The organism is Georgenia sp. Z2081, assembly GCF_055326445.1.
Window position 1 is genome coordinate 1 of the sequence record NZ_JBUZNK010000002.1, and the last position, 25,305, is coordinate 25,305.

22 protein-coding genes and 2 tRNA genes are annotated in these 25,305 nt (G+C 73.1%); 14 read left to right on the top strand and 10 right to left on the bottom strand.

Going from position 1 to position 25,305, the window contains the following annotated elements:
* Window positions 1–13 precede the first annotated feature (13 nt).
* Window positions 14–1,176, bottom strand: a protein-coding gene (locus tag ACZLKG_RS04405; RefSeq protein WP_463647485.1) for an IS3 family transposase whose coding sequence is annotated in 2 segments (ribosomal slippage) — window positions 14–907 and window positions 910–1,176 — 1,161 coding nt in all. Because the reading frame shifts where the segments join, the coding sequence is not laid out codon by codon here.
* 449 nt (window positions 1,177–1,625) lie between these two features.
* Window positions 1,626–1,701: transfer RNA gene (locus ACZLKG_RS04410), tRNA-His, on the bottom strand.
* Between the two features lie 270 nt (window positions 1,702–1,971).
* On the opposite strand from ACZLKG_RS04410, the gene ACZLKG_RS04415 reads away from it, so the two are divergent.
* Window positions 1,972–3,171, top strand: coding sequence for an epoxide hydrolase family protein (locus ACZLKG_RS04415; RefSeq protein WP_463648081.1), 1,200 nt, complete (start codon window positions 1,972–1,974; stop codon window positions 3,169–3,171).
* A 102-nt stretch (window positions 3,172–3,273) separates the two neighbouring features.
* On the opposite strand, the gene ACZLKG_RS04420 is transcribed toward ACZLKG_RS04415, so the two are convergent.
* Both ACZLKG_RS04420 and ACZLKG_RS04425 read right to left on the bottom strand, forming a co-directional pair.
* Window positions 3,274–4,047, bottom strand: a complete 774-nt coding sequence (locus tag ACZLKG_RS04420) for an anti-sigma factor family protein (RefSeq protein ID WP_463648082.1) — start codon at window positions 4,045–4,047, stop codon at window positions 3,274–3,276.
* Window positions 4,044–4,709, bottom strand: a complete 666-nt coding sequence (locus ACZLKG_RS04425) for an RNA polymerase sigma factor (protein WP_463648083.1) — start codon at window positions 4,707–4,709, stop codon at window positions 4,044–4,046. The genes ACZLKG_RS04420 and ACZLKG_RS04425 overlap by 4 nt, the downstream gene beginning before the upstream one ends.
* Window positions 4,710–4,904: 195 nt before the next feature.
* On the opposite strand from ACZLKG_RS04425, the gene ACZLKG_RS04430 reads away from it, so the two are divergent.
* The 3 genes from ACZLKG_RS04430 (at window position 4,905) to ACZLKG_RS04440 (ending at window position 7,868) form a co-directional block, all read left to right on the top strand.
* Window positions 4,905–5,630 carry a CHRD domain-containing protein gene (locus tag ACZLKG_RS04430; RefSeq protein WP_463648084.1) on the top strand — a complete coding sequence of 242 codons (726 nt, stop codon included), beginning with the start codon at window positions 4,905–4,907 and terminating at the stop codon, window positions 5,628–5,630.
* Window positions 5,630–6,379 (top strand): class F sortase, encoded by a 750-nt coding sequence (locus ACZLKG_RS04435; RefSeq protein WP_463648085.1) that lies wholly within the window; start codon window positions 5,630–5,632, stop codon window positions 6,377–6,379. The genes ACZLKG_RS04430 and ACZLKG_RS04435 overlap by 1 nt, the downstream gene beginning before the upstream one ends.
* Before the next feature lie 91 nt (window positions 6,380–6,470).
* Window positions 6,471–7,868 (top strand): MFS transporter, encoded by a 1,398-nt coding sequence (locus ACZLKG_RS04440; RefSeq protein WP_463648086.1) that lies wholly within the window; start codon window positions 6,471–6,473, stop codon window positions 7,866–7,868.
* Between the two features lie 20 nt (window positions 7,869–7,888).
* Here the strand turns inward: ACZLKG_RS04440 and orn are convergent, their stop codons facing one another.
* Window positions 7,889–8,563, bottom strand: coding sequence for an oligoribonuclease (orn, locus tag ACZLKG_RS04445; RefSeq protein WP_463648087.1), 675 nt, complete (start codon window positions 8,561–8,563; stop codon window positions 7,889–7,891).
* Window positions 8,564–8,640: 77 nt separating this feature from the next.
* Window positions 8,641–9,525, bottom strand: a complete 885-nt coding sequence (locus ACZLKG_RS04450) for an NAD(P)H-binding protein (RefSeq protein WP_463648088.1) — start codon at window positions 9,523–9,525, stop codon at window positions 8,641–8,643.
* 129 nt (window positions 9,526–9,654) lie between these two features.
* Here ACZLKG_RS04450 and ACZLKG_RS04455 point away from each other — a divergent pair, with 129 nt between their 5' ends.
* The 4 genes from ACZLKG_RS04455 to ACZLKG_RS04470 all read left to right on the top strand — a co-directional run bounded on the left by ACZLKG_RS04455 (window position 9,655) and on the right by ACZLKG_RS04470 (window position 16,323).
* On the top strand, window positions 9,655–9,792 hold the full coding sequence (locus ACZLKG_RS04455) for a hypothetical protein (protein ID WP_425708555.1): 138 nt from the start codon (window positions 9,655–9,657) through the stop codon (window positions 9,790–9,792).
* Window positions 9,793–9,924: 132 nt separating this feature from the next.
* A complete protein-coding gene (locus tag ACZLKG_RS04460) occupies window positions 9,925–13,542 on the top strand; it encodes an efflux RND transporter permease subunit (RefSeq protein ID WP_463648089.1) in 3,618 nt (1,205 codons plus the stop codon).
* A gap of 56 nt (window positions 13,543–13,598) precedes the next feature.
* Complete coding sequence (locus ACZLKG_RS04465) at window positions 13,599–14,435, top strand: HAD hydrolase family protein (RefSeq protein WP_463648090.1); 837 nt, start codon at window positions 13,599–13,601, stop codon at window positions 14,433–14,435.
* 142 nt (window positions 14,436–14,577) lie between these two features.
* Entirely contained in the window at window positions 14,578–16,323 is a 1,746-nt protein-coding gene (locus ACZLKG_RS04470; RefSeq protein ID WP_463648091.1) for a pyruvate dehydrogenase, read from the top strand.
* 7 nt (window positions 16,324–16,330) lie between these two features.
* On the opposite strand, the gene ACZLKG_RS04475 is transcribed toward ACZLKG_RS04470, so the two are convergent.
* On the bottom strand, window positions 16,331–17,386 hold the full coding sequence (locus ACZLKG_RS04475) for an NAD(P)/FAD-dependent oxidoreductase (RefSeq protein ID WP_463648092.1): 1,056 nt from the start codon (window positions 17,384–17,386) through the stop codon (window positions 16,331–16,333).
* Between the two features lie 127 nt (window positions 17,387–17,513).
* Between ACZLKG_RS04475 and ACZLKG_RS04480 the strand changes: the two genes are divergently transcribed.
* Window positions 17,514–18,104, top strand: a complete 591-nt coding sequence (locus ACZLKG_RS04480; protein WP_463648093.1) for a helix-turn-helix domain-containing protein — start codon at window positions 17,514–17,516, stop codon at window positions 18,102–18,104.
* Window positions 18,105–18,142: 38 nt separating this feature from the next.
* Here the strand turns inward: ACZLKG_RS04480 and ACZLKG_RS04485 are convergent, their stop codons facing one another.
* Window positions 18,143–18,988, bottom strand: a complete 846-nt coding sequence (locus ACZLKG_RS04485) for a GAP family protein (protein WP_463648094.1) — start codon at window positions 18,986–18,988, stop codon at window positions 18,143–18,145.
* A 713-nt stretch (window positions 18,989–19,701) separates the two neighbouring features.
* On the opposite strand from ACZLKG_RS04485, the gene ACZLKG_RS04490 reads away from it, so the two are divergent.
* The 3 genes from ACZLKG_RS04490 (at window position 19,702) to ACZLKG_RS04500 (ending at window position 21,763) form a co-directional block, all read left to right on the top strand.
* Window positions 19,702–20,355, top strand: a complete 654-nt coding sequence (locus tag ACZLKG_RS04490; protein WP_463648211.1) for a sensor histidine kinase — start codon at window positions 19,702–19,704, stop codon at window positions 20,353–20,355.
* Window positions 20,352–21,143: a response regulator transcription factor gene (locus tag ACZLKG_RS04495; protein ID WP_463648095.1), complete on the top strand. Its 792-nt coding sequence runs from the start codon at window positions 20,352–20,354 to the stop codon at window positions 21,141–21,143. Before ACZLKG_RS04490 ends, ACZLKG_RS04495 begins: the two co-directional genes overlap by 4 nt.
* Before the next feature lie 371 nt (window positions 21,144–21,514).
* Window positions 21,515–21,763: a hypothetical protein gene (locus tag ACZLKG_RS04500; protein WP_463648096.1), complete on the top strand. Its 249-nt coding sequence runs from the start codon at window positions 21,515–21,517 to the stop codon at window positions 21,761–21,763.
* Between the two features lie 99 nt (window positions 21,764–21,862).
* Here the strand turns inward: ACZLKG_RS04500 and ACZLKG_RS04505 are convergent, their stop codons facing one another.
* Together ACZLKG_RS04505 and ACZLKG_RS04510 are read right to left on the bottom strand one after the other, a co-directional pair.
* The gene (locus ACZLKG_RS04505; RefSeq protein ID WP_463648097.1) at window positions 21,863–22,198 is read right to left on the bottom strand and encodes a hypothetical protein; all 336 of its coding nucleotides are present in this window, start codon (window positions 22,196–22,198) and stop codon (window positions 21,863–21,865) included.
* 99 nt (window positions 22,199–22,297) lie between these two features.
* Window positions 22,298–22,370 (bottom strand) — tRNA-Arg (locus tag ACZLKG_RS04510).
* 199 nt (window positions 22,371–22,569) lie between these two features.
* Here ACZLKG_RS04510 and ACZLKG_RS04515 point away from each other — a divergent pair.
* Both ACZLKG_RS04515 and ACZLKG_RS04520 read left to right on the top strand, forming a co-directional pair.
* Complete coding sequence (locus ACZLKG_RS04515; RefSeq protein ID WP_463648098.1) at window positions 22,570–23,742, top strand: FUSC family protein; 1,173 nt, start codon at window positions 22,570–22,572, stop codon at window positions 23,740–23,742.
* 165 nt (window positions 23,743–23,907) lie between these two features.
* A complete protein-coding gene (locus ACZLKG_RS04520) occupies window positions 23,908–25,233 on the top strand; it encodes an NUDIX domain-containing protein (RefSeq protein ID WP_463648099.1) in 1,326 nt (441 codons plus the stop codon).
* The last annotated feature ends 72 nt before the right edge of the window (window positions 25,234–25,305 follow it).

Genomic DNA, 25,305 nt, shown 5'->3' on the forward strand with positions numbered 1-25,305 from the left:
GTGACAGGTGTTCTCAGGCCGCGAGTGCGATCTGAGTGGTCATGATGGTCTCGTACTCGATGGGGGTCAGGCGACCGAGCCGGTCCTGTCGCCTTCGGCGGTGGTAAGTCCGTTCGATCCAGGTCACGATCGCGATCCGCAGCTCGGCCCGAGTGGCCCAACGACGGCGGTTCAGGACGTTCTTCTGCAGGAGCGAGAAGAAGGACTCCATCGCGGCGTTGTCCCCCGCGGAGGCGACCTGGCCCATCGAGCCCACGAGGTCGTGGCAGCGTAGGGCGGCCAGGAATCGGCGCGACCTGAATTGGGAGCCGCGGTCCGAATGCACAACGCAACCGGCGACATCACCGCCGCGGCGGGAGACCCCCGATACCAGAGCGTCGACCGCGAGGCGGGTCTTCATGCGATCGCTGATCGAGTACCCCACGATCCGTCCCGAGTAGACGTCCTTGACCGCGCAGAGATAGATCTTGCCCTCACCGGTGGGGTGCTCGGTGATATCGGTCAGCCACAGCTCGTTGGGAGCGGTGGCCGTGAAGTCCCGCTCGACGAGATCGTCATGGGCCGGCGGGCCGGGCCGCTTGCCGTTCGCGTTGCGCTTCTTGCCGAACACGCTCCACCACCGGTTGTCCCGGCAGGTCCGCCAGACCGTGCGATCACACGCGACGTGCCCCGCTTCGCGGGCCTCGTCGGCCAGCAGGCGATACCCGAACTCCGGATCGTCCCGGTGAGCATCGAACAAGGCGTTCGCGAGGTAGGCCTGCTCGAGATCACGGTCGGTGACCGGGGTGGCGAGCCAGCGGTAGTAGGGCTGGCGGGCGAGCTTGAGGACCCGACACGTCACCGCGACAGGGATCCTGTCAGCGGCGAGCTCCTTTACGAGCGGGTACATCATTTCCCCGACAGGTTCGCCTGAGAGAGGTAGGCCGCTGCGCGGCGCAGGACCTCGTTCTCCTGCTCGAGCAGGCGGACACGCTTCTTCGCTTCGCGCAGCTCGGCCGACTCGCTCCGGGTCACGCCGGGGCGGTTGCCGTCCTCGACATCGGCGGCCTGTAGCCAGTTACGCAGGCAGGACTCGCTGATCCCGAAGTCTTTGGCGATGTCCTTGATCGGAGCGTCCCCGCGGCGGGCCACGGCCACGACATCGTCGCGGAACTCCTTGGGATGAGGTCTGGGCACGATCGACATCCTTCCAGCAGCACCTTCCGGCACCACAGATCAGGTGTCACCTATCCGTGCAGCAGACCCGGAGTTGCTGAAGAAGGAGCAGAACCGGATCAGTGCCGGGCTGGAGACCATCAAGAACCGAATCGAGGCTCACCACGACGAGTACGCCGATGCCCGCAACAACCTGGACGACTCACTGAACCTGCTGGAGCAGGCCGCCGACATCTACTCCCGCTGCGATGACGCGAACCGCAGGCTGTGCAACCAGGCGTTCTTCACCAAGATCTACATCGAAGAAGACGGAGACGTGAGGGTCGGCTACGCCCGCCCGTTCGATGCGCTGACCAGCCGCGAGGTCCAGGCCGATGCCCTGACCTGGGTAGAGAACGCCCGCAACGAGAACGAGGTGCGAACCCCAACCGAAGGCGGTTCTTCGGTCAAGGGTTCACACCTCGCACATTTGGGGTGGCTAACGGGGCTTGAACCCGCGACCTCCGCGACCACAACGCGGCGCTCTACCGACTGAGCTATAGCCACCATGCGCCACCGTCCGGCGGTGGCGACGCACCATCCTATCCGAGCGTCGCCGGCCCGAACGCCCTGTCCGCGGTGCGCTCGCTCACGTCCTCGAGACCGTGAAGGGCGTCGGCCGTGCGGCGTCGACCGAAGGCGGGGTGGGGTGACCGGGACGCCCGGTCCGGGCATTCGGAGGCGGGTGCTGCCCGAATCACGGCTCGGACGCGCTGATGCGGGCCGAACCGGAAATGAGGTCACACCCTGTCCGGGTCGGACCGTAGCGTCGCCGCTATGACTGATATCGGCACCCGTGGCTCCGACACGAACCCCACCGGGACGAACGAGTCCGACACGAATCCCACTGACACCGCCGTACGACCGTTCACCCTCTCGGTCGACCAGACCGAGATCGATGACCTCGCCCGTCGCCTCGACACCACCCGGTGGCCCGACGAGGCCCCCGACGCCGGATGGGCCGACGGGCTCCCGCTCGCCTACGCGAAGGAGCTCGCCGAGTACTGGCGGGATCGTTTCGACTGGCGGGCGCAGGAGGAGCGGCTCAACGCCGTCCCGCAGTTCACCACCGGGATCGACGGCCACGACATCCACTTCTTCCACGTTCGCTCGCCCCGACCGGATGCGAAGCCGCTGGTCCTCGTGCACGGCTGGCCCAGCGGACCGACCGACTTCCTGTTGATGATCCCGCTCCTCACCGTTCCCGACGACGGAGGGCAGGCCTTCGACGTCATCGCACCGACGATCCCGGGCTTCGGAGTGTCGGGGCCGGTGACGAGGTGGACGCTCACCGGGGTCGCCGACGCGTTCGCGGAGCTCATGGAGCGTCTCGGGTACGACCGCTACCTCGTGCACGGATACGACACAGGCGCCGGCGTGGCCCGTGAGCTCGGACTGCGGCACGGGGACCACGTCGCAGGCATCCACACCACCGGCATGCTCGGCGGCGAGGAGCTCACGGAGGAGACGGCCGACATGTCCGTCCCGGAGGAGACGGCCGCGATCGCCGACGGGTACCGGTACATGTACGACGTCGGCGGCTACGCGATGCTCCAGTCCACCCGGCCGCAGTCGATCTCCTACGCGCTCACCGACTCGCCGGTCGCGCAGATGTCCTGGCTCGTCGAGCGATTCCGGGACTGGTCGGCCGCCGAGGGCGATCCCGACGAGGTGCTCGACCGGGACGAGATGCTCACCGTCGTCTCGATCTACTGGTTCTTCCGCACTGCCGGGTCCTCCGCGCGGTACTACAAGTACGGCTTGCCGGACTGGTCGGAGCCGCTGCAGCCCTCGACCGTGCCTACGGCCATCCTCGTCATGCCCGACGACATCGGTCGTCCCGTGCGCCGGCTGGTCGAGACGACCGACAACGTCGTGCACTGGACCGCAGCGGAGCGCGGCGGGCACTTCGCGGCCTGGGAACAGCCCGAGCTCGTCGCAGCGGACATCCGGGCGGGCATCGGCGACCTCACGTAGTCCGAAGGAGTCACGTGCGCACGACGCGGAGGCGTCATCGCGCGGGTCTCCGTGCGCCGCGGCCGACTCCGGCGAGCCGCCCGACCACGTCCCGCCGTGCGCTCAGGACTCAACGGCGTCCGGGAGGTCGGCGGCCGTGACTACGGCGCCGTTCTCGTGCCGGATCTCGAGGCGGTCCACCTCGTGGCGCATCACCGCTGCGTTCATCCGGCACTCGATGGTGACCTCGCTGCCCAGGAACGTGCCCGAGTCGTACTCGTCGCCGGAGTCGGAGACCAGGACGAGCACGTAGCTCTCGCCGGTCTCGAGGCCGTCCACCTCCAGCACGGTCTCCGTGCCCCAGGTGTGCGCGACCAACGACCCGTCCACCGAGACTCCCGCGGGCTCGCCGACGAGCTCGATGTCCTCGACCGCGCCCAACGTCCCCGGCGGGCCGGACGGCGGTCGGTCGCCGAGCAGGAACGCGCCGGCGGTGATCGCGACGCCCGCGACGAGACCCGCTGCCGCAGCCGGTACGTAGCGGGGCCACCGGCGTCGCTCGCGGTCCTGCGCACGGCCGCGACGACGCCGCTCGAGGTCCGACACCTCGAGATCCGAGTCCTCGAGATCCGACACCTCGGGCCCGTCGCCGGTCGTGGCCCTGCCCACCGACACCACCCGCTCGCGCAGCTCGGGGGCGGGCTCGTCGTCCAGCCAGGCGACGGCGCCGGCTCCTCCCAGCACCTGCACGGTGGCGCCGAGCTCCTCCATCTCAACCGCGATGCTGGGATCGGTCCGCATCATCGACTCGAGCTCGTGGCGCTCGTCGGGCGACAGGTCGTCGGAGAGGGCGGCGGCGATCAGCTCGGCCCGGCGCTCCGAGGAGTGCTCGCTCATCGTGCGTCTCCTTCCTCGAAATGGCGCCGTAGTGCGCGCAGGGCATAGAACGTGCGGGTGCGCAGGGTGGCGACGGGGACCCCGGTGGACCCGGACAGCTCGGCGTAGGACGTACCGACGAGGTGGATCGCGACCACGGCCGCACGCTGGTCGCGGCTCAGCGTGGCGAGCGCCTCCAGGACCGCCAGGCGCTCGCCGGGGTCGCCGTGCTCCCCCGGCGCGTCCCCGAGCTCGTCGGTCCATACCGTCAGTGGAGCCCGTGCCGCGGAGCGGTGCCGGTCGCGCACCAGGTTGCGGATGATCGCGAACAGCCACGTCCGCACGCTGGACCGGGCCGGGTCGTAGCGGTCGCGTGCCCGCCACGCGCGCAGGAAGGCCTCCTGGACGCACTCCTCGGCGCCGCTGCGGTCGCGCAGCGCGTTGAGGGCGAAGCCGAAGAGCTCTCCGGCGTGCGCATCGTAGGCGTCGGCGACGTCGAAGACTGGCGGACGATCGGCCCCGACGTCGTCGCCGGCCCCCGGCTGCTCGTGGTGCGTCCCCGCCTCGCCGGTGCGTGGTGCCTGCGACGAGGCGCCGTCGCGTGCGTGCTGCCGTCCAACGGCCAGGTTGACCACGCTCCCGCATCGCGTACCGGTGTCGGCTGCCGGGCTCAGTGTAGGCATCGCCACCTCCGTCACGGTCCGGACGCCGCACGGATCTCGCCGCCCATGGTGGGGGATACGTCGGGGGGCGTCGGCCGTTCACCTCATGGCCCAGGACATTGATCGGCGATGTGCGTGAACGCACGCCCGGGGCCCGACGTAGTACCGGGGTACGTGGGCGCGACGAAGCGACGCCCCTCGACGAGAGGCACAGACATGTCACACCAGTACCGCACCGCCCGACTCCTGACACTGGGGGGAGCTGCCAGTGCGGGAGCTCTTGCGCTCGTGGCCGTCGCGCTGCCGGCCGGCGCCGCCACGGAGGTCGACGAGCCCGACACCTTCACCTCGGCGTTCACCGCGATGGCCACACCCGAGGAGGTCGTGGACGCCGACGGCAACCCCGCACCCGGGGAGGCGGGCGCAACCGGCGAGTTCACGTTCCGCGTCAACTCGGACACGGAGACCATCTGCTACGACATCACGCTCACGGGCGTCACCGGCGACTACGAGAGCCCCGCGGACACCGCCACGCACATCCACGCCGCGCCGCGAGGCGAGGGCGGCCCGCCGCGGATCGCCTTCCCGAACCCCGAGCCGATCGGGGACGGTCCCCGGACGAGCTCCGGCTGCCTGCAGGGCCCGTTCACCACGGGCGTCGAGGCGGACGACGGCTCCGACACCGGGGACGGCTTCTCGCTCGCCGACCTGGAGGCCGACCCCTCCGCCTTCAGCGCCGACTCCCACACCGCGGCGTTCGTGCCCGGCGTCGTGCGCGGTCAGCTGACCCAGGTGCCCGTGGGCGGGCCGGAGACCGGTGGCGGCGGCACCGCCACCGAGAGCTCGGCCTCCATGGCGCCGCTCGTCGGGGCGGGCGTGCTGGCCGCGGCCGGCGCCGCCGGCTTCGTGGTGTACCGGCGTCGCGAGCAGTCGACGGACTGATGAGCATCGACGGCGAGACGGACGTGGCCGGGGCGGGGCCGCGACGCGGCAGCACCCTGGTCCTGAGCCTGCTCGCCGCCCTCGCCCTGCTCCTGGGCTGCACCACGGGTGCGGTCCAGGAGCAGGGCGCCTCGACCGGGCCGGCGGAGATCGGGTCTGCGGCGGAATCCGCGGGGCCGGGGGGCCCCGCCACCGAGAGCGCGACCGACCGGGAGAGCCGGTCCGCCCGCGAGCACGACGCACGGGCGGAGAGCCGGTCGGAGCCGAGTCAGCCCGAACCTGCGGCACCGATCCTGGGGGAGGGCGTCGACCCGGCCCACCTGCGCGTGGCGAGCATCGGCGTCGACGAGGACCTCATCGACCTCGGCCTTCAGCCGGACGGCACGATGGAGGTGCCCTCGGACTGGGACCGCGTCGGCTGGTTCACCGGTGGCGGTCGACCGGGCGGCCGCGGCCCCACGGTCCTCGCGGGCCACGTGGACTCGCCGACCGCGCCGGCGGTGTTCTACCGGCTCACCGAGCTCGCGGTGGGGGACGTGGTCGAGGTGACCGACGTCGAGGGCACGCTGCACACCTACGAGGTGTACCGGGTGGCGGACATACCGAAGGACGACTACCCGACGCACGAGGTCTTCGGCGCCGTGAACGCCGACGAGCTGCGGCTGATCACCTGCACCGGGGACTTCGACCAGGCGCAGGGTCGCCATGCGGACAACCGGGTGGTGTTCGCCGCGGCCGTCGACCGGTAGCGCACGGTGCCGACGTCGACGCGCGGCCGGACGTTGTCGACCAACCCGGAGCCCCGTAGTCACACCTTGGCCGTAGTGACACCATGACACGGTGACCCACGTCGCGCTCGGCTCCGCGCAGGGCCGATGGGTGGTGCTGGCGGCGACGCTCGGCTCGGCGATGGCGCTGCTCGACGGCACCGTGGTGAACGTCGCCCTGCGCCCCCTGGGGCTAGAGCTGGGCGCCTCGCTCCCGCAGCTGCAGTGGGTCGTCAACGGCTACATGCTCACGCTCTCCGGGCTGGTGCTCGTGGGCGGGTCGCTCGGTGACCGGCTCGGGCACCGACGGGTCTTCCTCGTCGGCATCGTGTGGTTCGCCGTCGCCTCGCTCGGGTGCGGACTGGCCCTCACGATCGACCAGCTCATCGCCGCGCGCGTGCTGCAGGGCGTCGGTGCCGCTCTGCTCACCCCCAGCGCGCTGGCGATCATCCAGTCGACCATCGCCGAGGCGGACCGCCCGCGGGCGATCGGGATCTGGGCCGCGTGGTCCGGCATCTCCAGCGCGGCGGGCCCCCTGCTCGGCGGGTGGCTGATCGACGTGCTCTCCTGGCGCTGGGTCTTTCTCGTCAACCTTCCGGTGGCGGCCGCGGTGGTAGCGGTGATGATCCGGCACGTCCCCGAGTCCGGTGGCATCGGCCGCGACGAGCGGCCGCGCTTCGACCTGACGGGCGCCGCGCTGGCCATGCTCGGACTGGGCGCCCTCACCTACGCGCTCATCGAGGGCGCCTGGCCGATCGTGCTTGTCGGGGTGGCGGGGCTCGCGGGTTTCGTCGTCGTCGAGCATCGGACCCGCAACCCGATGCTCCCGCTCGGCGTCTTCACCACGCCGGCGTTCTCGGCGGCCAACGCGATGACCTTCGCGGTCTACGGCGCACTCGGCGCGCTGATGTTCTTCCTCGTGCTTCAGCTCCAGGTGGTCAGCGGCTACTCGCCCCTGCAGGCCGGACTCGCCACCGTCCCCTTCACGCTGCTCATGCTCGTCTTCTCACCGCGCGTGGGTGTCCTGATGCGCCGCACCGGCCCCCGGTTGCTCATGACGCTCGGCCCGGCGCTCGCCGCCGCGGGCGCCCTGCTGCTGTCGACGGTCGGTGCCGACGCGCCGTACGCCTCGCGGGTGCTGCCGGGCGTGGTGCTCTTCGGTGCCGGGATCACTCTCATGGTCACGCCGCTGACAGCGACGGTGATGGCCGCGGTGCCCGGCCGCCAGGCGGGGGTCGCCAGCGGCGTCAACAACGCCGTGGCGCGGTCCGGGAGCCTGCTCGCGGTCGCCGCCCTGCCACCGATGGTGGGTCTGACCGGCGACGACTACACCGTCCCGGCCGTCTTCGGCGCCGGATACACCACTGCGATGTGGTGGTGCGCCGGATGGCTCGCGGCCGGGGCGGTGATCGCGGCGGTCTTCATCCGAGGCAGGGTCTCGCCGCGGTCGTCCCCACCGGAACAGGCCTGAGACGGCAGGGCGGTTGCCGGTCAGTCCGTCGACGGCGTCGACGCCGGGGTGTCCCTGCCGAGCGCGGCGATGGCGGCGCTCGTCGGCCGCTCGCTGACCAGCTTGGCGGCGGCGCGGGCCTCGCTCGTCGTCGGTCCCGCCCCCTCGGGCCACAGGACTGCCCGGTAGTACCTCAGCTCGTCGATCGACTCGAGGATGTCGGCGAGCGCCCGGTGGCCGCCGCTCTTCTGCGGCGACTGGAAGTAGGCGCGCGGGAACCAGCGGCGGGCGAGCTCCTTGATCGAGGAGACGTCGATGATCCGGTAGTGCAGGTGCTCGACGAGCTCGGGCATGTCCCGCGCGAGGAACACCCGGTCGGTGCCCACGGAGTTGCCGGCGAGCGGGGCGCGGCGCACCTCGGGCACGAACCGCTTGACGTACGAGAGGACCTGCTCGGCGGCGTCGGCCATCTCCAGCCCGGAGTCCAGCTCGGTGATCAGGCCGGACGCCGTGTGCATCTGGACCACGACCTCGTCCATCGTCTCCACGGTGCCGGGGCGCGGCGCGATGACGAGGTCGAGCCCGGCGTCGAGCGGGTTGAGCTGGGAGTCGGTGACGACGACGGCCACCTCGACGAGCGAGTCGCGCTCGGCGTCGAGGCCGGTCATCTCGCAGTCGATCCAGACGATGGGGTCCGCGGGGGAGGAAGGGCTCACCAGGTGATGGTAGGCGTGACATGCGACGGTCGCGGGCACCTGACGTCCCGCGACCGCCACCCGCCACGAGCGTTTGGTCAGGCGCCGGCGGCGCTCCGGCCGGCCTCTGACTCGGCGGCCCAGGTCGCCACGGTCTCGCTGAGCGGGGTGGAGGGCCGTCCGAGGAGGTCCTGGAGGTCGGTCGAGGTCGAGTGGAGCGTGCCCTCGGCGGTGTTGGTGTCCGCCGCCACGAGGAAGCCGACGAGTCCCTCGTCGAGCCCTGCCTCGGTCAGCTGCGCGGCAAACGCGTCGGCGTCGAGGTCGACGTAGCTGATCTCCCGGCCGAGCGCGGCGGCGAACTCCTGGGCGATCTGGGCGGTCGTGAGCGCCGGGGCGCCGGCGAGCTCGTAGACCTTGCCCTCGTGCCCCTCGGTGGTGAGGACGACGGCGGCGGCCTCGGCGTAGTCGGCCCGCGCCGCCGGCGACACCAGCCCGTCGTGGGCGGCCCCGGCGAACGACCCGCTCGCCGCCGCCTGGTCGAAGTTCGGGCGGTAGTTCTCCGAGTACCAGCCGTTGCGCAGGATCGTGAAGGGGATGCCGGAGGCCGCGATGGCCTCCTCGGTCTGCTTGTGCTCCGGCGCGAGGACGTGGCTGGACGTCGACGCGCCGAGGAGCGAGGTGTAGACGATGCGACCGACCCCGGCGGCCGTCGCCGCCTCGATGACGGCGGAGTGCTGGGCGAACCGCTGGCCGACCTCGTTGGAGGACACGAGCAGGAGGGTGTCGCCGGCCTTCAGGGCGCCGTCGATGGGCTGCGTGTAGTCGAGGTACGCAGTCGTCACTCCACGGTCGGCGACGTCCGCGAGGCGGTCGACCGACCGGGCCGTGGCCGTGATGGTGTCCGGGGCGACGCCGCGGTCGAGCAGGTGCTCGATGACGAGGCGGCCCAGCTGGCCGGTGGCTCCGGTGACGACGAACGACATGACACGCTCCTTGATTCGTTGACGTTTCAACGACGACCAACCGTCGGTCCCGGGCCGATATTCCGGGTGACGCCACCACTTGGCCGGTGGGGGAACCGGGTGCACGACCGAGGAGCCGGTCGGGTCGCGATGGAGGGGCGCCTGCTGTTCGATGCGGCCCCGGCCGAGCGCGTCCGGTGGCAGGCGACCACGCGCAAGCTGTTCCTCGACGAGCGGTACCGGGTGGAGCAGGCGCGACGTGACTTCGTGGACGCACACCGGGATTGACGCCGACCACACCTCGGCGCGCGAACGTCAGACCTTCGGTGGATCCCGCCAGACGAGACACCGCGTCTAGACTCTGCGACGGCGCGGCCGGCGGTCCGGCGCGACGACCCCTACGACCCCCGGAGCACGCCCGTGGCGAACCTCGCCCGCTTCTCGCTGTCCAACCGCGCACTGGTGGCGTTGTCCACGATCATCGCCGTGCTTGCCGGACTGTGGGCCACCACGACCCTGCGGCAGGAGCTCATCCCGGACCTCGAGCTCCCCATCGTCGCCGCCGTGACCACCATGCCCGGCGCCTCGCCGGAGATCGTCGAGGACCAGGTCACCGGCGTGGTCGAGGAGGCCGCCCGCGGCGTCCCGGGCCTCGAGGGCACCACCTCGCAGTCCGGCCCGAGCGTCTCCGCCGTCATGCTCGAGCTCGAGTACGGCACCGACATCCTCACCGCACAGCAGGAGCTCCAGGTCGCGCTCGGCCGGGTCGAGCAGGACCTGCCCGACGACGCCGACACCCAGGTCATCGCGGGCTCCGTCGACGACCTGCCGGTCATCCAGCTCGCGGCGACCGGAGGTTCGGACACCGCCGAGCTCCAGCAGCGCGTCGAGGACGTCGTCGTGCCCGAGCTCTCCCGCGTCGACGGCGTCCGGCAGGTCCAGCTCTCCGGGATCACCGAGCAGCAGGTGACTATCGACGTCGACCCCGAGGCGCTCGCCGCGCAGGGGGCCTCGCTCGACGCCATCACCGAGGCCATCGACGCCTACGGGGTCGTCACGCCCGCCGGCACGATCGACGCCGAGGGCCGCGAGCTGACGATCCAGGCGGGCAGCCGGATCACGTCCGTCGAGGAGATCGCCGCACTCCCGCTCGTCACCGACCCGGCGGAGTCGGGTGACGCCGGGGGAGCAGGGGACGCCGGAGCACCCACCGACACCACCGGCCCCTCGGATCCGGGCCAGGAGCCTCCGGCGGGCGACCAGGCGCCCACGGACCAGGCGCCCGCCGACCAGGCGCCCGGCGACCAGGGTGCGGACCAGGCCCCCACGGACCAGGCCCCCGCCGAGCCCGCCGAGGTCGCCACCATCGACGACGTCGCGGACGTCGCGATCGAGGACGTCCCGGCCACGTCGCTCACGCGTACGGACGGCGCGGCCAGCATCGGGCTCGCGATCACGGCCACGCCCGACGGCAACACGGTCGAGATCTCCGAGCAGATCCGGGAGCTGCTGCCCGAGCTCGAGGCCTCCCTCGGCGACGGCGGCGGGCTCGTCGTCGCCTTCGACCAGGCCGTCTTCATCGAGCAGTCGATCGAGGACCTCGCCGTCGAGGGCGTCCTCGGCCTCGCGTTCGCGGTCCTCGTCATCCTGCTGTTCCTGCGCTCGTTCGCGGCCACCACGGTCACGGCGATCTCCATCCCGCTGTCGCTGCTGGTCGCGCTGCTCGCCCTCAGGGTCGCCGACTACTCGCTCAACATGTTCACCCTGGCGGCGCTGACGATCTCGGTCGGCCGCGTCGTCGACGACTCGATCGTCGTCATCGAGAACATCGCCCGCCACCAGAGCTACGGCACCGGCAAGCGCCAGGCCGTGCTCACGGGCGTCAAGGAGGTGGCGGGCGCCGTCACCTCCGCGACCGTCGCCACCGCCGCCGTGTTCGTCCCGCTCGGCCTCGTCGGCGGCATGGTCGGCGAGCTCCTGCGCCCCTTCGCGTTCACGGTCGCGCTCGCCCTGGGTGCCTCCCTGCTCGTCGCGCTGACGATCGTCCCGGTCCTCGCGTACTGGTTCCTGCGTTCGCCCGTCGACCCCGAGCGGGCGGCGAGGGCTCGCGCGGAGGCCGAGGCCAAGGAGCGGCGCAGCGTCCTGCAGCGCGGCTACGTCGGTGCTCTCGGCGGCGTGCTCCGCCACCGCTGGCTCACCGTCGGCGGCGCGGTCGTCCTCATGGCGGCCACCGTCGTCGGCGTCACCCGCCTGCCCACCGACTTCATCGGCGACACGGGCGAGAACGCGATCTCCGTGACCCAGGAGCTCCCCACCGGCGTCACGCTCGAGGCGCAGGACGCCGCGGCGCAGCAGGTCGAGGAGGTGCTCGCCGGCGTCGAGGAGGTCGAGAGCTACCAGGTCACTGTCGGCGTCGCGGACCCGGCCATGGCGGCGTTCGGCATGGCCCAGGACGTCACCTTCTCGGTGACGCTCGACGTCGATGCCGACGCCGGCGCCGTCGAGCAGGAGGTCCGCGACCGGCTCGAGGGCCTCGGTGAGGATGCCGGCACCATCACGGTCGCACCCGGCTCGTCCGGCGGGTTCGCCTCCGGCGTCGAGGTCATCGTCTCCGGCGCTGACGGCGACGAGGTCGCCGCCACGTCCGAGGAGGTCCTCACCGCCGTGGGCGAGATCGACGGGCTGCGCGACGTCCGGACCTCGCTCGCCTCCGACCTGCCGTTCATCGAGGTCGAGGTGGACCGGCCGGCCGCCGCAGCGCTCGGGCTGACCGAGGAGGCCGTCGGCGGCCTCGCCTACGGCGCGCTCAACGGCATCCCGCTGGGCGACGTCGAGATCGAGCAGGGCAGGCTGCCGATCGTCCTGTTCTCGGACGAGGCCCCGACCACGGTCGAGGAGCTCCGCGCACTTCCCCTGGGCGGCTCCCCGGAGTCGCCGCTCGTGCTCGACGACGTCACGCACGTCGAGGAGTCGATGCAGCAGGCGACGATCACGCGCCAGGACGGCCTGCGCTCGGCCTCGATCACCGCGGCCACCGAGATCGCCGACCTGCAGACCGTCAACGCGGAGCTCGCCGCCGCACTCGACTCGGTCGACGCCCCCGAGGGCGTCAGCGTGGAGATCGGCGGAGTCAACGCCGAGCAGCAGGACGCCTTCGGCAACCTGTTCCTCGCGCTCGCCCTCGCCGTCCTGCTCGTCTACCTCGTCATGGTCGCGACGTTCCGCTCCCTCGTGCAGCCGCTCGTGCTGCTCGTGTCGATCCCGTTCGCCGCGACCGGCGCGATCCTCGGGCTGCTGATCACCGGGACCCCGATGGGGGTCGCCGCGCTCGTGGGCGCACTCATGCTGGTCGGCGTCGTCGTCACCAACGCGATCGTCCTCATCGACCTCATCAACCAGTACCGCACCCAGGGCATGGACCTGCGCACCGCCGTGATCGAGGGTGGCCGGCACCGGCTGCGGCCCATCCTCATGACGTCGGCCGCGACGATCATGGCGCTCGTCCCGATGGCGTTCGGGATCACCGGCGGCGGCGCGTTCATCAGCCAGCCGCTGGCGATCGTCGTCATCGGCGGCCTCATCACCTCGACCCTGCTCACCCTCCTGCTCGTGCCGGTGCTCTACGAGCTCTCCGAGGGCCGCGGCGAGCGGCGCGCGCGCGACAAGGAGATCGCCCGCCTGGAGAAGGTGGTCGCCGCACGGACGGAACGCGGCGAGGACGCGAGCGCACCGGCGGCCGAGCTGGAGCGGCTGCGCGCCGGCGGTGGCGCCGCCCGCGTCCGCGAGGAGGAGCGGGTCGGCGACGACGACGCACGGGTGCTCGCGCACGCCGGCGCGCCCGCCGCGGAGGCCGGCCACGACGCCGACATGCACGTCGACGCCGCGGGTCGCCCTGCGCACGCCGACGCGGCCGGCGCAGGGACGGGCCACGACGCCGGTGCGGCCGGTGCCGGGGCGCACGCCGCCGGCCCGCCCGACGACGCCGACGCCCTGCGCGACGCCGACGACTCGGGAGGCGGGAAGCACGTCGCCGAGTGACGGCCGATGCGCGGACCGCGCGCACCTCGCCCGGTGGTCTCGGGGAGAATCGGACCATGACCGACAGCAAGATCGTCTTCCTCGACGTCGACGGCACCTATGCCCACCAGGGCGAGGTACCGCCGGGCCACGCGCGGGCGGTCGAGGCCGCCCGCGCGGCCGGCCACCGGGTGCTCCTGTGCACCGGGCGGTCCAAGGCCATGCTCCCCGAGCGCATCGTCGCCGCCGGCTTCGACGGGATCGTCGCCATGGCCGGGGCCTACGTCGAGGTCGGCCGCGAGGTCGTCGCCGACCGCCGGTTCCCGGCCGATCTCGGCGACCGGCTCATCGACGTGCTCGAGTCCCACGACGTGGTGTTCGTCCTCGAGACACCGGGCGCCCTCCTGGGGACGCCGCGCGCCGAGGCGGCGATCCGCGCGGAGGTCGCCCGTCACGAGTCGAGCGACGACGGCACCGCGCACGCCGGTCCGTCCGACATCCTCGCCGCCCTGTCGGTGTCCGACGAGCTCCGGGGCCGCCCCTTCGCCAAGGCCGTGGTCGTCGAGTCCGCGGTACCCAACACCCGGCTCGCCCGCGAGGCCGGCGACGGCGTGCTCTCCCTCGAGGCCTCCGTGCCCGGGCTCCACCCCTCCTCCGGCGAGCTCTACCTCGCCGACATGCACAAGGCCGTCGGCATGCTCGCCGCGCTGGAGCACCTCGGCGCCGACGTGGCCGACTCGATCGCGTTCGGCGACGGCATGAACGACCTCGAGATGCTGCGCGCGGCGGGCCTCGGGGTCGCGATCGAGGGCGCGGACCCTCGGGTGATCGACGCTGCCGACCGGACCGCAGCCGGCCCGGAGGTCGAGGGCCTCGTCGCCGCGTTCGAGGAGCTGGGTCTGCTCGGGCGCTGACCGGTCCGCGCGCCCAGGGCCTCGGCGCCGCTATCGACCGGGCGCCCGCCGCGGCGCGGCCGTAGCCTGGTGGGAGCCGACGCCGGGCGCACGACCCCGCCGACGTGGGCTCGACCACCGCCGGGTCGAGGAGGTCACCGCCGTGAAGCTCGCCGAACAGATCGTCGCCCAGCTCCAGGAGGTGGGCGTCCGCCGGATCTACGGGATCGTGGGCGACAGCCTCAACCCCGTCGTCGACGCCGTCCGCCGCACCGGCGGGTCCGCGAACGGCGGCATCGACTGGATCCACGTCCGCCACGAGGAGGCCGCCGCCTTCGCGGCCGCCGCCGACGCCCAGATCACCGGGGAGCTCGCCGTCTGCGCCGGCTCCTGCGGCCCGGGCAACCTCCACCTCATCAACGGCCTGTACGACGCCAACCGCTCCGGCGCCCCGGTCCTCGCGATCGCCAGCCACATCCCGAGCGCCCAGATCGGCCAGTCCTACTTCCAGGAGACGCACCCCGACCGGCTCTTCACCGAGGCTTCCGTCTACAGCGAGCTCGTCAGCACGCCGGAGCAGTCGCCGAGGGTCGTGCACTCCGCCATCACGCACGCGCTCGCCGCCCCCGGCGTCGCCGTCGTCACCCTCCCCGGGGACGTGGCGGACATGTCCGCCACGGCCGACGCGCCCTCCTACGTCCCCACCGTGCGCGGCACCCTCGAGCCCGCCCCGTCGGCGGTGGACGCCGTCGTCGAGGCACTCAAGGCGGCGAAGAAGGTCGCGATCTTCGCCGGCGCCGGCGTGCGCGGGTCCCACGACGACGTCGTCAAGCTCGCCGACATGCTCGCCGCCCCCGTGGGGCACTCCCTGCGCGGCAAGGAGTGGATCCAGCACGACAACCCGTTCGACGTCGGCATGACCGGCCTCCTCGGCTACGGGGCGGCCGCCGAGGGCATGGACGACGCCGACCTGCTGCTCCTGCTCGGCACCGACTTCCCCTACGACCAGTTCCTGCCCGACGGGCCCACCACGATCCAGGTCGACCGGCGCGCCGAGGTCCTCGGCCGGCGCACCGGCGTCGACCTGCCCGTGCACTCCGACGTCGGCCCGTTCGTCCGCTCCCTCCTGGGGCGGCTGCGTCCGACGAGGAGCCGCGCGTACCTGAAGAAGACGCTGCGCCGCCACGAGAAGCTCATGGACTCGACCGTCGGCGCCTACACGCGCGACGTCGAGGACCTCGTCCCGATCCACCCCGAGTACGTCGCGTCGGTCATCGACGACGCGGCCGCGGGCGACGCCGTGTTCACCGCCGACACCGGGATGGGCAACGTGTGGCAGGCCCGCTACGTCACCCCGAACGGACGCCGCCGCATCATCGGATCGTTCCTCCACGGATCGATGGCCAACGCGCTCCCGCACGCCCTCGGCGCCCAGATGACCGACCGGGACCGTCAGGTCGTCGCGTTCAGCGGCGACGGCGGTCTGTCGATGCTCCTGGGGGACATGCTCACCGCCGTCCAGTACGACCTGCCGGTCAAGGTCATGCTGTTCAACAACTCCTCGCTGGGGATGGTCAAGCTCGAGATGCTCGTCGACAAGCTCCCGGACCACGGGGTCGACGTGCCGGGCACCGACTACGCCGAGATCGCCCGCGCGATGGGCTGGCACGCCGTCCGGGTCGAGCGCCCGGCCGACCTGCCGGAAGCGGTCGACGAGGTTCTCGGGCACCCCGGCCCGGCCCTGCTCGACGTCGTCACCGACCCCAACGCCCTGTCCCTGCCCCCGAAGATCACCGGCGAGCAGGTCTTCGGCTTCGCCACCGCGATGAGCAAGATCGTCTTCACCAAGGGCGCCGGCGAGGCGGTGGCGATGGCGCGGTCGAACCTGCGCAACATCCCGCGGCCGTAGGTCTCGGTCAGGCGGCTGCCGCGGCGACGGCCAGGTCCGCGTCCGCCATCACGAGGTCGCCGTTGATGTGGCCCCCGGCCAGCGCCCCCTGCGCGGCGGCGGCGCCGACCTGCGCCGACACGTCGGCGAGGTTGCCCGCCACCCACACGCCCGGCACGGAGGTCGCGCCGGTGGGACCGGCCGCCAGGGCGGTGCCCATGGCGTTCTCCGCGAGCTCCAGCCCGAGCGGACTGAACGGCTCGGCACGCGGGTGCATGCGGGTCTGCACCGTGAGCGCACCGGCCTCGACGAGGCTCCCGTCGGCCATCCGCACGCCCTTCAGCGCCCCGTCGGCGCGCTCGACGCCGACCGGCGTGCCGGGCACGACCTCGACGCCGCGTGCCGCCAGGCGGGCGAGGTCCTCCTCCCCGAGCGCGAGGTCCCAGGTCAGCAGGCGGACCCGGTCGGAGAGCTGGCGGAACATCAGCGCCTGGTGGACGGCCATCGGCGTCGTGCCCAGCACGGCGATCGCCCGGTCGCGGACCTCCCAGCCGTGGCAGAACGGGCAGTGCACGACGTCGGAGCCCCAGCCCGCGCGCAGGCCGGGCAGCGCGGGGAGCTCGTCGACCAGGCCGGTCGCGAGGAGCAGGCGCCGCGCGCGGACGACCGCGCCGTCGGCGGCCGTGACCCGGAACAGGTCGCCGTCGGCGCGCGCCTCGGAGACCCTGGCGGGGCGGACCACGCCGCCGTAGCGCTCGACGTCGGCGCGACCGCGGGCGAGCAGCTCGAGTGGCGGGGTGCCGTCCAGGGCGAGGAGCGCGTGGACGGCGTCGGCCGGGGCGTTGCGGGGGTCCCCGGCGTCGAGGACGAGTACCCGGCGGCGCGAACGGGCGAGCATCAGCGCCCCGGCCAGGCCGGCGGCGCCCCCGCCGACCACGACGACGTCCCAGACCGCCTCGCTGGGCTGGCCCTCGGGTGCGGGGGAGTCGGGGGCCGGGACCGGCACCGGTGGCGCCGTGGCGGACGGGGGTGCCGGGTCGGTCGACGGTGCGGCGGTGGGGCGGGCGGGGCCAGGCGTGCGCATGGTGACGTCCTTCGTATCGTTCGGCGCCGGGGTACCCGACGGTCTGTCCGTGACCGAGCCTTCCCCCGGGGATGCCAGTGAGCAAGAGGAGTTGCCGAACGGCAAGACCCGGGTCCACGATCGGGGGATGGGACGCGACCTGGACCGCACGCTCGACGCCGTCGGACCCCGCTTGAGACGACTGCGTCAGCGGCGGGACGTCACCCTCGCCGAGCTCGCCGAGCGGACCGGCATCTCGTCGAGCACCCTGTCCCGACTGGAGTCGGGACTGCGGCGCCCGACGCTCGAGCAGCTGCTGCCGCTGGCCCGGGTGCACGGCGTGACCATCGACGAGCTCGTCGACGCGCCACCGACGGGTGACCCGCGGATCAACATGCGGCCGATCGCCGGTGACTCCGGGTCCGTCGTCCTGCCGCTCTCGCGCCGGCCCGGCGGCATCCAGGCCTACAAGTTCGTCCGGCCCGCGGCCCGTCCCGGCACGGTCCCGCAGCCGCGCACGCACGAGGGCTTCGACTGGGTCTACGTGCTCGACGGGCGCCTGCGGCTCGTGCTGGGGGACCAGGACACGGTGCTCGAGCCCGGCGAGGCGGCCGAGTTCGACACCCGTACCCCCCACTGGTTCGGCGCCACGGAGGACGGCCCCGTGGAGTACCTCAGCCTCATCGGGAAGCAGGGCGAGCGCGCGCACGTGCGCACCTCGCCCGGCGACCCGGGCTGAACCGCCGGCCCGGACAGCTCGGGCCCGGACCGCCCGCCTCACCCCTGGAACGACTGGAAGCCGTTGAGCGCGAGGATCACCCCGACGATGCCGACGACCCAGGCGGTGGTCGACGCGGCGTTGCGCGTGAGCCAGGCGTCGAGCCGGCGCAGCGGCCCGTCGAGCTGCCTGGCGGCCACGAGGCGCCCGGTGAGCAGGACGAGCGCGGGCGCGATCATCACCACGCAGTAGGCAGCGAGCCAGAGGACCGACGTCGGCCAGCCCGGCCCCTGGGTGGTGATGAGTCCGATGCCGGCCAGGTAGGGGAGCATCGACGCGACCTCGATCGCCGCGGCCGCGAGCGCGAGTCCCATGAGTGCGCCGACCGAACCGCGCCCGCGGGTACGCGTGGCTGTCCCGGTCAGCGCCGGTGGTGTCACGGTCCCGGGCAGCCCGGGGCCGTCCGTCCCGGCGTCGTCGACGCTCTCCACGCCCATCGCGCGCTCGCGCCACCGACCGATCCGGCCGCCGCCGTGCTCGGCCTGCTCGGCGGCCCGACGCTTGGCGGCGGGGGAGTCCAGGGCGAAGCTGAGCAGGAACAGGGCGACGCCCACGACGATCATGGCGACCGCGACCGGGCGGCCCGACAGCACGTCGCCGAACGCCGAGAGGAAGGCGTCGGCGCCGAGCATGACGGCCACGCCGACGGCCAGGTAGAACCCGGCGACGGTGCCGAGGAAGATCAGCACACGGTCGGGCCGCACGCGTCCCGGCGCGAGCATGAGCCACACCGGGATGAGCAGCGTGCCGAAGCTCGTGGAGTCGATGAGGGCGAGCACGGCGAGCACGCCGGCCAGTGCGGCGGACGACATGCCGCCGTCGGACAGGGAGCTGAGGAAGTCCATGCCGCCAGTCTTCGCGGGCGCCCCCGCCGGCGCGTCCGCCGGACGGACCGTCCTCGCCGTACATCCTTCGGCGGACCTGGTCACCGCCGTACCCGTGCTGGGATGGTCCCGTGAGAGCCGACCATGCCAAGGACGTCCGAGCCGCGGCTTTCGTCGTCGGCATCGGGCTGCTGCTGCTCGCACTCGGGCTGTACCCGATCACGAACATCCCCTCGGCCTACGGGGTGGATCCGGCGTCGATCTCGCCGTGGTGGTTCGTCCTCACGCTGGCCGTGGGTGGCGGCGTGGTCGCGCTGCGCGGGTACCACGCCGTCGGGGCGCTCGTCGTCGGGACTCTGCTCCTCGCCGTCGACCTCGCGATCGGCGGGAGCATCGCGATGCTGCTCGTCATCTGGGAGCTCCTCCACCACGCGGCCCTCGTGGGCTCGCGGCGCACGCGGACCGCCGCGATCGTCGGCGTCGGGGTGGTCGCGACGCTCGCCGGCGTGGGGGTCGCGCTCGGGCAGAGCGACCCCCGCGTGCTCATCGCGACCGTGCTGCAGGTCGGCGCCGTCGGCATCATGCCGATCTGGTGGGCCACCGAGGTGCGCCGGGGACACGAGCTGGCGGAGGTCTCCGCCGAGAAGGCCCGTCTGGAGGCCGAGCGGGCCGACGCCGTCGCGCTCGCCGCCGACCGTGAGCGGTCCGAGGCCCTGCGCGAGGAGCGGACCGCCATGGCGCGCGACCTCCACGACGTCATCTCCTCGCACCTGTCCGCCATCGCCATCCACTCGGGCGCGGCACTCGCCGCCCCGCCCGAGCCGGAACGGGACCGCGAGGCCCTCGCCCAGGTCCGGTCTGAGGCGGTGGCGTCCCTGGAGGAGATGCGCACGATGGTGCGCCTGCTGCGCTCGCAGGACGACGACGCGTGGACCGCGCCGGCGGGCCTGGCCGAGCTGCCCGCCCTGGTCGAGCGCTCCCGGGCGGCGGGCCTCGACCTCACGGTCGCCGCCGGTGTCGTCGGACCGGACGGCGCCGCGCACCTCGACGTCCCGACGGCGGTGGGCCTGGCGGCTCTCCGGGTCACCCAGGAGGCGCTCACCAACGCGCTCCGGCACGGCGCCGGGGACGGGCACCTCGAGCTCGAGGCCGACGACGGCACTCTCGCGCTGACCGTCTCCAACGAGCTCCGCCGTCCCGCCCTGGCCGGCCAGGGTGGTGGGGGAGACGCGGACGGCCCGGGTGCTGCGCCGGCCGTACCGTCCCCGGGGGTCGGGCTCCACACGATGCGGGAGCGCACCGAGGCCTGCGGCGGCACCTTCTCCGCCGGCGCGCACGACGACATGTGGCAGGTCCGCGCGACCTTCCCGACGGAGGAGACGACATGATCCGGGTCCTGCTCGCCGACGACCACGCCGCCATCCGTGGCGGTCTGCGTCTCCTGCTCGACGCCGCGGAGGACGTCGAGGTGGTCGGGGAGGCGGCCGACGGCCGGGCCGCGATCCTCAACGCGCGCTCCCTGCGCCCGGACGTCGTCGTCATGGACGTGCGCATGCCCGGCGTCGACGGCGTGGAGGCGACGCGCGCCATCGTCGGTGAGGACCTCGCTCAGGTGCTCGTGCTGACGACCTTCGACCTCGACGAGGTCGTCTTCGGTGCCCTGCGTGCCGGCGCCGCCGGGTTCCTCCTCAAGACGGCGGAGCCCGAGGCCCTGCTCGACGCCGTGCGGCGGGTGGCGGCGGGCGACGGCGTCGTCGCCCCCGAGGTCACGCGCCGGGTGCTCTCGGCGTTCGTCGGTCCGGCCGAGCGCGGCGGCGTTGCCCGGGCCGGCGAGCCGCGCGGGCGCGGCGCCGCGCCCGGTCTCGCACGGGACCTCGCCGCGGGCGACCGCGCGGGGGCAGGCGGCGGGACCGCCGGGGCCGGCGCCCGGACGCCCGTCGGGGGCCGGACGCCCGTCGGCGGCGGCCCCGACCCGCTCGCCGGGATCGACCTCACCGGGCGCGAGCGTGAGGTGCTCGGCGCCCTGGGCCGCGGGCTGTCGAACGCCGACGTGGCCGCCGAGCTGTTCATCGCCGAGGCCACGGTGAAGACCCACGTCTCGCGGGTGCTCGCCAAGCTCGGCGTCACCTCGCGGATGCAGGCGGCGATCGTCGCGCGCGAGGCCGGCCTGGCCTGATGCGAGGCCGGCCCGGCCCGATAAATGACCTGACACCGTGGGCCGACCCTGGTGAGGTGGTGACCCAGACGACCGAGGGCCGGGCCCGACCCGCCCGACGCCGTCGCGACTCACCCGTCCGCACGACGCGAAGGAGGACCACGTGCACGCCACAGGCAACGGTCCGGCGTCGGCGCACGACGGGGCTACCCGCCTCGCGTAGCCGACACCGCTGACCGGCACCGGCCGCACCCGCGCGGCCGCGAACGAGGCGACGACCACCACCGGCGCGCGGCGACGCGTGCTGCACGGTCGTGCCCATCTCCCGCTGCCCGCAGGGGCGGCCATGCACCTCGGCGCGCCTCACGCGCGCCGTCACGGGTTGGAGAGGCATGAACGCAGTACCCACGACCACCGCAGCACCATCGGTCGTCCCGCAGTCCGCCGTGCGCGCACAGTCACGGTCGGTACGTCCCGCGACCCGTGCGCCGGGCGCCGCGCGCATCGCGCGTGCGGTGCGCCGCGTGCTGGCGGCAGTCCTCCGGGACGACGTCGGTGCACGCATGGCGGCCGACCCGAACTACGGCGCGGCACGCTCCGAGGCGGCCGGCTACCTCCTCGTCCGCACGATCGTCCGCTGAGGGCCGGCGACCCGCGCGACGGCGGTCCGCATACGACGACGCCGGGCCCTACGCACAGGGCCCGGCGTCGTTCGTCCCCGCTGTTGCGGAGCGGGTTGCTCAGTCGGTCTGGACGCGCCCGGGCGCGTCCTGGATCCCGGCCTCGGCGGCGGGCGACGGGCCGGTGCTCGCGGGCGGTCCGTCGTCGGACCCGGAGCGCTCGCGGCGCTCGTCGACCTTCTCCTTGGCGGTCCGCGCGACGGACGCCGCGGCGCCCGGCGCCTGCTTGGCGAGCTCCTCGGCCTTCTCGGTGGCCTGCTCGCGGACCTCGGCGACCTTGGGGTTCTCCCAGATCTGCGTGGCCTGGCGCTTCATCTTCTCGTACTGGCCGCGGCCCGCCCGTGCACCGAGCACGAACCCCACACCCAGGCCAACCAGGAACGACACCTTGCTCATCTCGTCATCCTCCTCGTGCTTCGGGAACAGCTAGAGCCTAGAACGCCCGGGCGGTCGGCGCGCGGGGGCGCTCCCCGAGGAGCGGTGCTCACGAGGCGGTGCCCCCACCCGGACTCGAACCGGGAACCTACGGATTAGAAGGCCGGTGCTCTATCCATTGAGCTATGGAGGCGTGGACGGCGCCGGCGCGCCGCCCGCGCAAGTCTACGTGCGCCCGAGGGGTGGCTCCCGGGGTTCTCGGTGGGCCCTGACGGCGCCGGCGCCGACCTCCGGCCGCGCGTCCGGCGTCGGAAGATGGGAGCCTGGCGTCTCCCACGGTCGGGCGGGTGCCGATCCGGACGCCGCCGCGACGCCTCGAGGAGGGAACGCTCATGCATCCAGGCCCACGGCGTGGTCGATCCGGTGGCGACCGCACGGCCGACGCGGCACGGTCGGCGGACCCGGAGAGCGGTCGGCTCGCCGGCCTCCTGCGTCGCCCCGACGTCCTCACGGAGCTCACCCAGATCGCCAAGGGCGTGGTCGCCGCGACCATGGCCTGGTGGTTCTCCGTGCAGGTGCTGGAGTCGGCCCTGCCGTTCCTCGCCCCCTGGACGGCGCTGCTCACCGTGCACGCCACGGTCTTCCGGTCGATGTCGAGCGGCGTGCAGCTCACCCTGTCGTCGGCGATCGGGGTCGGGCTGTCCTTCCTCGTCGGCAGCTACCTCGGGGTGAGTGTCTGGACCTTCGCCCTCGCGATCCTCGTCGGGCTGGCCGTCGCGCGCACGCCGACGATCCGGGACGAGGGGGTCGCGATCGCCACCACGGCCATCTTCGTGCTCGGCAGCGGCTTCGACGACCAGGAGTCGCTTCTGCTCGACCGGATCATGGAGGTGGGCGTCGGCGTCGGCGTCGGGCTCGTCGTCAACCTGCTGATCATCCCGCCGCTGCGGGACAGGCAGGCGTCCCAGCACGTCGACAGCGTCAACCGGCAGATGGGACAGGTTCTCGTCGAGATGGCCGACGAGTTCTCCGAGTCGTGGGACACCGACAAGGCGTCCGACTGGTTCGGTGCCACGGAGTCGATGAGCCGGTCGGTGGAGCGGGCGTGGGGGGCGGTCGGTTACGCGCGCGAGAGCCGTCGCATCAACCTGCGCCTGTACCACCCGGACCGGCGCAGCCCGGCGAGCCGCGGTCGTGGCCTCGGGTACGAGGACATCCTTCCGCGCCTCGACGAGGGCGTCTCCCACCTGCGGAACCTGGCCCGCACCCTGTACAACGCGACCTACGCGGAGGGTGAGTGGGACGCCCACTTCCGCGAGCGGTGGGTCGGTATCGTCCGGGACTGTGGCCGAGCGGTCGCGGATCCGGACGCCGAGGTCGAGCCGGTCGCCGACCGGCTCGAGATGCTCGCCGGGGAGCTGTCCCGGGACCGGAAGCTGCCCGAGAGCACCTGGCCCGTCTACGGAGCACTCATCACCAGCGTCCGTCACGTGGCGGTCGTCGTCGACGACATCGCGTCCGCGCGCGCGGCGCGAGAGGCGGGGAGCTCGAGTCCCCGGGCGTGATGCCGGGGCGCGTGAGCTCGAGGAAGTGACGCGCGGTCGACCGCGCGGGTGATGGACGGGCGAAGGTTCGAGCGCGGCGCCGTGCGGGTCGATCGCCCGTCGACGGGCCCACGGACGCACCGGTATTGGCTGGCCGAGCGCGGATCCGGCTGCTTGGCTCGCGTCGTGGATCTTCGAGTCTCCTCCTACGTCGTGGTCGTCGAGGACGACCGTCTGCTGCTCTCGCACATCCGCGACCATCCCGGCGACGTGTGGACCATGCCCGGCGGGGGCATCGACCCCGGCGAGCACCCGGAGGACGCCGCAGTACGCGAGGTGCGGGAGGAGACGGGGTACGACGTCGAGATCACCGACCTGATCGGGGTGAGCAACATCGTCATCGCGCAGCCCGACCGGGAGCCGCCGGCCGACCGGGGGATGCAGGGGGTCCGCATCGTGTACTCGGCCCGGGTCGTCGGAGGCAGCCTGCGCCCCGAGGCGGACGGGTCGACTGATCGCGCGGACTGGATCGCCCTCGACGCGCTGAACGGCATCCACCGGGTCGAGCTCGTCGACGAGGCGATCGCCTTCGCCGGGCTCCTCCCGGGGCGCGGGATCGCCGGCGGCCCGGGGGGCGACGGCCTCGTGCCGATCACCCTCGTCGCGGATCATCCGGCACTCGCACCGCGCCAGCGCGAACTGCTACGGGAGTGGATCCCGGGCGCCGTCGTCGACGAGGACATGAGCTGGGCGATCTCCGGGACGACCGTGCTGCGCGTCCGTCACGCCGGCCGGGATCTCGTCGTCAAGGCCGGTGGCGCCACCGACTCGCACATCGCCCGCGAGCTGCGCGCGCACGACGGATGGATCGAGCCGTGGATCGTCGGCGGCCACACGGGTCGGCTCGTCCACGGCGACGTCGATGCGAGGCTCGTCGTCACCGAGTACCTGCCCGGTCGGCTCGTGCTCGGCGACCCGGCGGCGTCGGACCCGGCGACCTACCGGCAGGCCGGCCGGCTGCTCGCCGAGCTCCATTCGCAGCACTCCGAGCCCGCGACCGACTACGAGTCACGGATGAACGCCAAGGTCCTCGCCCGTCTCGACGAGCCGCACCGGATCCCGGCCGCGAGCGTGCACCGAGTGCGTGGGCTCGTCGCCGGGTGGCCGAACCCGCCGACGGCCCTCGTCCCCACCCACGGCGACTACCACCCCCGGAACTGGCTGATCGACGACGCTCTCGTGCGCGTCATCGACCTCGGCCGGTTCGACCTCAGGCCGGCGGAGGAGGACCTCTACCGCCTCGGCACCGCCGAGTTCGTCGACGTCCCCGGGGCTGAGCGAGCTTTCGTCGAGGGGTACGGCAGTGACCCGCGCCGGCCCGGGACGTGGCAGCGGCAGCTGGTCCGACAGGCAGTGCTCACCGCGGTGTGGGCGTATCAGGTGGGGGATGAAAGCTTCGAGGCCGACGGGCTCCGGCTGCTCGGCTCAGCTCTGGGACTCGACGAGGCGTGAGCGTCCGCCGAGCCGGGCCCGAACGCCGATCCCGTCCGTCGAGAATGCGGTTGGGCTCCCAACCGCACTCTG

Coding starts and splice junctions, on each gene's coding strand:
- ACZLKG_RS04490 (WP_463648211.1), top strand. CDS start 19,702: ATGGCGCGCGACCTCCACGACGTCATCTCCTCGCACCTGTCCGCCATC.
- ACZLKG_RS04425 (WP_463648083.1), bottom strand. CDS start 4,709: ATGCCTACACTGAGCCCGGCAGCCGACACCGGTACGCGATGCGGGAGC.
- ACZLKG_RS04420 (WP_463648082.1), bottom strand. CDS start 4,047: ATGAGCGAGCACTCCTCGGAGCGCCGGGCCGAGCTGATCGCCGCCGCC.
- ACZLKG_RS04455 (WP_425708555.1), top strand. CDS start 9,655: ATGGAGGGGCGCCTGCTGTTCGATGCGGCCCCGGCCGAGCGCGTCCGG.
- ACZLKG_RS04435 (WP_463648085.1), top strand. CDS start 5,630: ATGAGCATCGACGGCGAGACGGACGTGGCCGGGGCGGGGCCGCGACGC.
- ACZLKG_RS04475 (WP_463648092.1), bottom strand. CDS start 17,386: ATGCGCACGCCTGGCCCCGCCCGCCCCACCGCCGCACCGTCGACCGAC.
- ACZLKG_RS04480 (WP_463648093.1), top strand. CDS start 17,514: ATGGGACGCGACCTGGACCGCACGCTCGACGCCGTCGGACCCCGCTTG.
- ACZLKG_RS04430 (WP_463648084.1), top strand. CDS start 4,905: ATGTCACACCAGTACCGCACCGCCCGACTCCTGACACTGGGGGGAGCT.
- ACZLKG_RS04415 (WP_463648081.1), top strand. CDS start 1,972: ATGACTGATATCGGCACCCGTGGCTCCGACACGAACCCCACCGGGACG.
- ACZLKG_RS04500 (WP_463648096.1), top strand. CDS start 21,515: ATGAACGCAGTACCCACGACCACCGCAGCACCATCGGTCGTCCCGCAG.
- ACZLKG_RS04485 (WP_463648094.1), bottom strand. CDS start 18,988: ATGGACTTCCTCAGCTCCCTGTCCGACGGCGGCATGTCGTCCGCCGCA.
- ACZLKG_RS04505 (WP_463648097.1), bottom strand. CDS start 22,198: ATGAGCAAGGTGTCGTTCCTGGTTGGCCTGGGTGTGGGGTTCGTGCTC.
- ACZLKG_RS04465 (WP_463648090.1), top strand. CDS start 13,599: ATGACCGACAGCAAGATCGTCTTCCTCGACGTCGACGGCACCTATGCC.
- ACZLKG_RS04495 (WP_463648095.1), top strand. CDS start 20,352: ATGATCCGGGTCCTGCTCGCCGACGACCACGCCGCCATCCGTGGCGGT.
- ACZLKG_RS04515 (WP_463648098.1), top strand. CDS start 22,570: ATGCATCCAGGCCCACGGCGTGGTCGATCCGGTGGCGACCGCACGGCC.
- ACZLKG_RS04450 (WP_463648088.1), bottom strand. CDS start 9,525: ATGTCGTTCGTCGTCACCGGAGCCACCGGCCAGCTGGGCCGCCTCGTC.